The organism is Burkholderia sp. lig30, from assembly GCF_000687455.2.
Lineage (GTDB): Bacteria > Pseudomonadota > Gammaproteobacteria > Burkholderiales > Burkholderiaceae > Burkholderia.
In genome coordinates this window covers 1-4,125 of record NZ_JGVW01000126.1, presented here as the reverse complement: position 1 = coordinate 4,125, position 4,125 = coordinate 1, and the positions used below count along the sequence as shown (strand labels likewise).

At 62.1% G+C, this 4,125-nt stretch carries 6 protein-coding genes and 1 rRNA gene; 2 read left to right on the top strand and 5 right to left on the bottom strand.

Annotated elements, in window-relative coordinates; genetic code table 11:
• Positions 1 to 138, bottom strand: a 138-nt coding sequence (locus tag LIG30_RS25725; RefSeq protein WP_152986209.1) for an SDR family NAD(P)-dependent oxidoreductase, incomplete at its 3' end; no start/stop codon positions are given.
• A gap of 162 nt (positions 139 to 300) precedes the next feature.
• Between LIG30_RS25725 and LIG30_RS23100 the strand changes: the two genes are divergently transcribed.
• Together LIG30_RS23100 and LIG30_RS23095 are read left to right on the top strand one after the other, a co-directional pair.
• Positions 301 to 1,272, top strand: coding sequence for a potassium channel beta subunit family protein (locus tag LIG30_RS23100; protein WP_038715850.1), 972 nt, complete (start codon positions 301 to 303; stop codon positions 1,270 to 1,272).
• 113 nt (positions 1,273 to 1,385) lie between these two features.
• Positions 1,386 to 2,231, top strand: a complete 846-nt coding sequence (locus tag LIG30_RS23095; RefSeq protein ID WP_038715849.1) for a 23S rRNA (adenine(2030)-N(6))-methyltransferase RlmJ — start codon at positions 1,386 to 1,388, stop codon at positions 2,229 to 2,231.
• A 20-nt stretch (positions 2,232 to 2,251) separates the two neighbouring features.
• Here LIG30_RS23095 and LIG30_RS25720 read toward each other — a convergent pair whose 3' ends face one another.
• From LIG30_RS25720 to rrf, 4 genes are all read right to left on the bottom strand, one after another.
• Complete coding sequence (locus LIG30_RS25720; RefSeq protein WP_083494152.1) at positions 2,252 to 2,602, bottom strand: hypothetical protein; 351 nt, start codon at positions 2,600 to 2,602, stop codon at positions 2,252 to 2,254.
• 146 nt (positions 2,603 to 2,748) lie between these two features.
• Complete coding sequence (locus LIG30_RS25715; protein ID WP_083494153.1) at positions 2,749 to 2,895, bottom strand: DUF3563 family protein; 147 nt, start codon at positions 2,893 to 2,895, stop codon at positions 2,749 to 2,751.
• A gap of 218 nt (positions 2,896 to 3,113) precedes the next feature.
• Entirely contained in the window at positions 3,114 to 3,518 is a 405-nt protein-coding gene (gene cueR, locus LIG30_RS23090; protein WP_038715848.1) for a Cu(I)-responsive transcriptional regulator, read from the bottom strand.
• Between the two features lie 273 nt (positions 3,519 to 3,791).
• Positions 3,792 to 3,904 (bottom strand): 5S ribosomal RNA (gene rrf / locus LIG30_RS23085).
• Between the last annotated feature and the right edge of the window lie 221 nt (positions 3,905 to 4,125).

Below are 4,125 nucleotides of genomic sequence, written 5' to 3'. Positions count from 1 at the left end.
GTTCGCGCCGTCCTGGTTCAGGTCGGCGATCGCGACCGCCGCGCCCGCCTTCGCCAGCTCCAGCGCGATTTCCTTGCCGATGCCGCTCGCGGCGCCCGTGACGACCGCTACCTTGCCGCTCAAATCCGCTGCTGCCATGCACGTCTCCTTCTGTTAGGTCAATGAAGCGCGCGGACGCCTGACGGTCGCGCAACCCTCGCACCTGCCGGCGGCCACGCCGCTATTGTGCATGATCCACGGCTGCCATTCGCACGCGGAACGTCTAAGCTTAATGTCGATCACGTCATGCAGGAGGCAGGCATGAACTATCGACGGCTCGGCCGCTCCGGCCTGCAGGTCAGCGAACTCTCGCTCGGCTCATGGGTCACGTACGGCAATCAGATCGACCGGCGCACGGCGCGGGAATGCCTCGCGGCAGCACGCGATGCGGGCGTCAACTTCTTCGACAACGCGGAAGTCTATGCGGGCGGCAAATCGGAAGAAATCATGGGGCATGCGCTCAAGTCGCTCGGCTGGGCGCGCATCAGCTATGTCGTGTCGACCAAGTTCTTCTGGGGTCTCGCGGAGGCGCCGAATCAATATCACACGTTGAATCGCAAGTATCTGCTGAACGCGATCGACGGATCGCTGCATCGACTGGAACTCGATTACGTCGACCTGGTTTACTGCCATCGCCCCGATCCCCATACGCCGATCGAGGAAACGGTCTGGGCGATGAGCGACATGATCACGCGTGGCAAGGCGCTGTACTGGGGCACGTCGGAATGGAGCGCAGACGAGATCCGCGCGGCCTGCGAGATCGCCGAGCGCCACCACCTGCACCAGCCCGTCGTCGAGCAGCCCCAATACAACCTGTTCCACCGCAAGCGTGTGGAACAGGAATACCGCCGGCTCTACGAGGACCTCGGTCTCGGGCTCACGACATGGAGCCCGCTGGCCTCCGGCCTGCTCACCGGCAAGTATCGCCACGGCGTCCCGGCCGGCAGCCGCGCCCAACTGCAGGGATACGACTGGCTGCGCGAGCAGCTCACCGATCCGGCGAAAAACGACATCGTCGAGAAGCTCGCTCACATCGCCGGCGAACTCGGCTGCAACGTCGGTCAGCTCGCGATCGCCTGGGTGCTGACGAATCCGCACGTCAGCTCGGTCATTACGGGCGCGTCGCGAGTGGAGCAGATCGTCGAGAACATGCATGCGCTCGACGTGGTCGCCAAGCTCGTCCCCGACGTCAAGCAACACATTGAGGATCTCGTCGGCAGCACCTACGAATAGGGCTGCTCGCGGCCACTCGCGTACAATACGCGGCCGCGTCGACGCCCGCCTCGCCGGATGCGCGCGATTGCCGTTTTTTTGTTGATTCACTCTCCCGTTCCAGGCCGCCCGCCATGCTCAGCTATCGTCACGGTTTTCACGCAGGCAACCACGCAGACGTGCTCAAGCACGCCGTCGTCGTCCAGTTGCTGCGCCACCTGAACAAGAAAGACAAGTCGTACTGGTATATCGATACGCACGCCGGGGCCGGCGTGTATTCGCTCCATGACGGCTATGCGGCAAAGACGGGGGAATTCGACACCGGCATCGGTCGCCTGTGGAACGACAAGAACCTGCCGCCGCTGCTGGCCGAGTACGTCGACGAAGTGCGCGCGCTGAACGACGATGGCGAGTTGCGCTATTACCCCGGCTCGCCGTACATCGCGTGGCGGCTGATGCGCGAACAGGACCGGATGCGCCTGTTCGAACTGCACAGCACCGAAATCGACGTGCTGCGCCATAACTTCCGCGACGCGGGCCGCCGCGCGATGATTTTCCCGGGCGACGGCTTCGACGGCATCATGTCCTTGCTGCCGCCGCCGCCCCGGCGCGCGCTCGTCCTGATCGACCCGTCCTATGAGGACAAGAAGGACTACGCGCGCACCGTGACATGCGTGACCGAGAGCCTGAAACGGTTTGCGACGGGATGCTATGCGATCTGGTATCCGCAGGTCACGCGCGCCGAATCGCAGCGCTTTCCCGAACAGCTGAAACGGCTGCAGGCGGACAACTGGCTGCACGTCACGCTGACCGTGTCAAATCCGCCGTCGGACGGACTCGGGCTATACGGCAGCGGCATGTTCATCCTGAATCCGCCCTATACGCTCGCGGCGAGCCTGAACGAAGCGCTGCCCTATCTGACGGAAGCGCTTGCCCAGGATTCAGGCGCCTGCTTCTCGATCGAACACCGCGGCAACTGAACGGCGCCCGCTGCATTCGCTCATTGCTGCCGAGGCTGAGGTCGCGGCCTCGATGGCGACGGCGACTGGCCCTGCGTCGTCGCGTTCCATCCGGGGACGTTGATGTACGGGGCGATGTACATCGGCACCGACGAATTCGGCGCCTGTTCCGCCGGCGTCCTGATGTGCGCCGGCTCGACGATCGGCTCCCTCGACAACGGCGCGGTCTGCAGCACCAAGCCGCCCTTTCCGTCCTGAATGCCGCTTTGGGTACCAAGAATCAGCGGTTGCGACGCGGTTTCGGCGTAGCCGGCCGGCGCATGGGCGAACAACAGCCCAGCCAGCCCGACACGCAAGCAGTAAGCGCCATCGATATCAATGTGCAAGCGCATGACCTTGCCCTTTGGTGACAAATAGGCCCATAACATAACGCGTGCGACGCGGGATATCCAGATCTTCCGCGCACAAACAACAAAGCCCCGACAGTACGGGGCTTGCTTGTTGGCGGGCGCTGCGCGGCGCCTGTCAGCGACTCCGGTTACAGCGAGTAGCCATTCGTTTCGAGCGTGCGAATGCGCTGCTCGAGCTGCACGATATCCGACGATGCGGCCAGATAGGCCTCACGGCGGCTACGTTCTGCGGATTCGAACCAGTTGCTCAGCTTTTCGACGATGTAGGCGATCATGATGTTCTCCAAGGAAGGGACGGTTCCCTGGCGAATGAGTTTTCAGGGATTTCCCGTATAGGGTTATCCCTGATTATAGCGACGCTGCACCAAGTTGCCAGTGAAATGGCGGCATGACTTTCATTCCAGATTGGAATACAGCGACCGCCACTCCTGACAAGTCTTTGATTTTATGGGAATCGTGAAAATTTCGGTTCCGGGCACATAGTGTTCGCGCACTAATCTGGGTCGCACGCTGCGTCAGCAAGACGCGCCAAAATCGGGCATTCCGGGCGCCCGTCCCCGTGGCAATGGTCGGCCAGCGCCGCGAGGGTGTCGCGCATGTCGGTGAGTTCAGCGATCCGTTTGTCGAGTTCGGCCACATGCTCCAGCGCGATCGCCTTCACCTCGGCGCTGGCTCGCGAGCGATCCTGCCAGAGTGCGAGCAATTTGCGGATGTCTTCGACGAGAAAGCCTAGCCGGCGAGCCTGGCGGATGAAGCGCAAGATGTGGATTTCGTCGACGCCATAGACCCGGTAACCGGAATCGCTTCGCCGGGTCGGCGTCAGAAGGCCGACTTGCTCGTAATACCGGATCATCTTTGCGCTGACCCCGGACTCGCGCGAGGCGTCGCCAATGTTCATCCCGCCCTCTCTTCGTAACTGTCTCTGTTAAGCAAAGTGCCGTGTCGCCCGGCTATCGGGACAGTGATGTGCCGATTTGTCGATCGTATCAAATCGCGTCGGTGTGGTTTGGAGCGGAGGTTTGTCGCGTCGGCTTGCGCGCGGATGAAACGATCAGAAGATGATCCGGCCAGGTGGCGGAGGCGCAATGGCGCCGATTTCCCGGCCATCGATTTCCCGGCCGGAAATGCAAAAACCCCCGCCGGGTCGGGCGGGGGTTTCTGGCTTGGGGGAGCCTGACGATTACCTACTTTCACACGGGAATCCGCACTATCATCGGCGTAGAGTCGTTTCACGGTCCTGTTCGGGATGGGAAGGGGTGGGACCGACTCGCTATGGTCATCAGGCAAAAGGGGTTGTCGCGGTGCTTCGCAGCGCGACCAATCCGGAAGAAGCAGTAATCTTGGGTTGTGTGTATCGCACACGAGAATTCTAACCAGCGCGCCGGTGCTTCACACCGCGCGCCGCACCGATCAGCTGCGCTGCTCGATGCTCTGCGTTGGTCATCCATCAGCGCTGAAGCGCTAACGGCTGCCGAAACAGACTGGTTATAGGATCAAGCCTTACG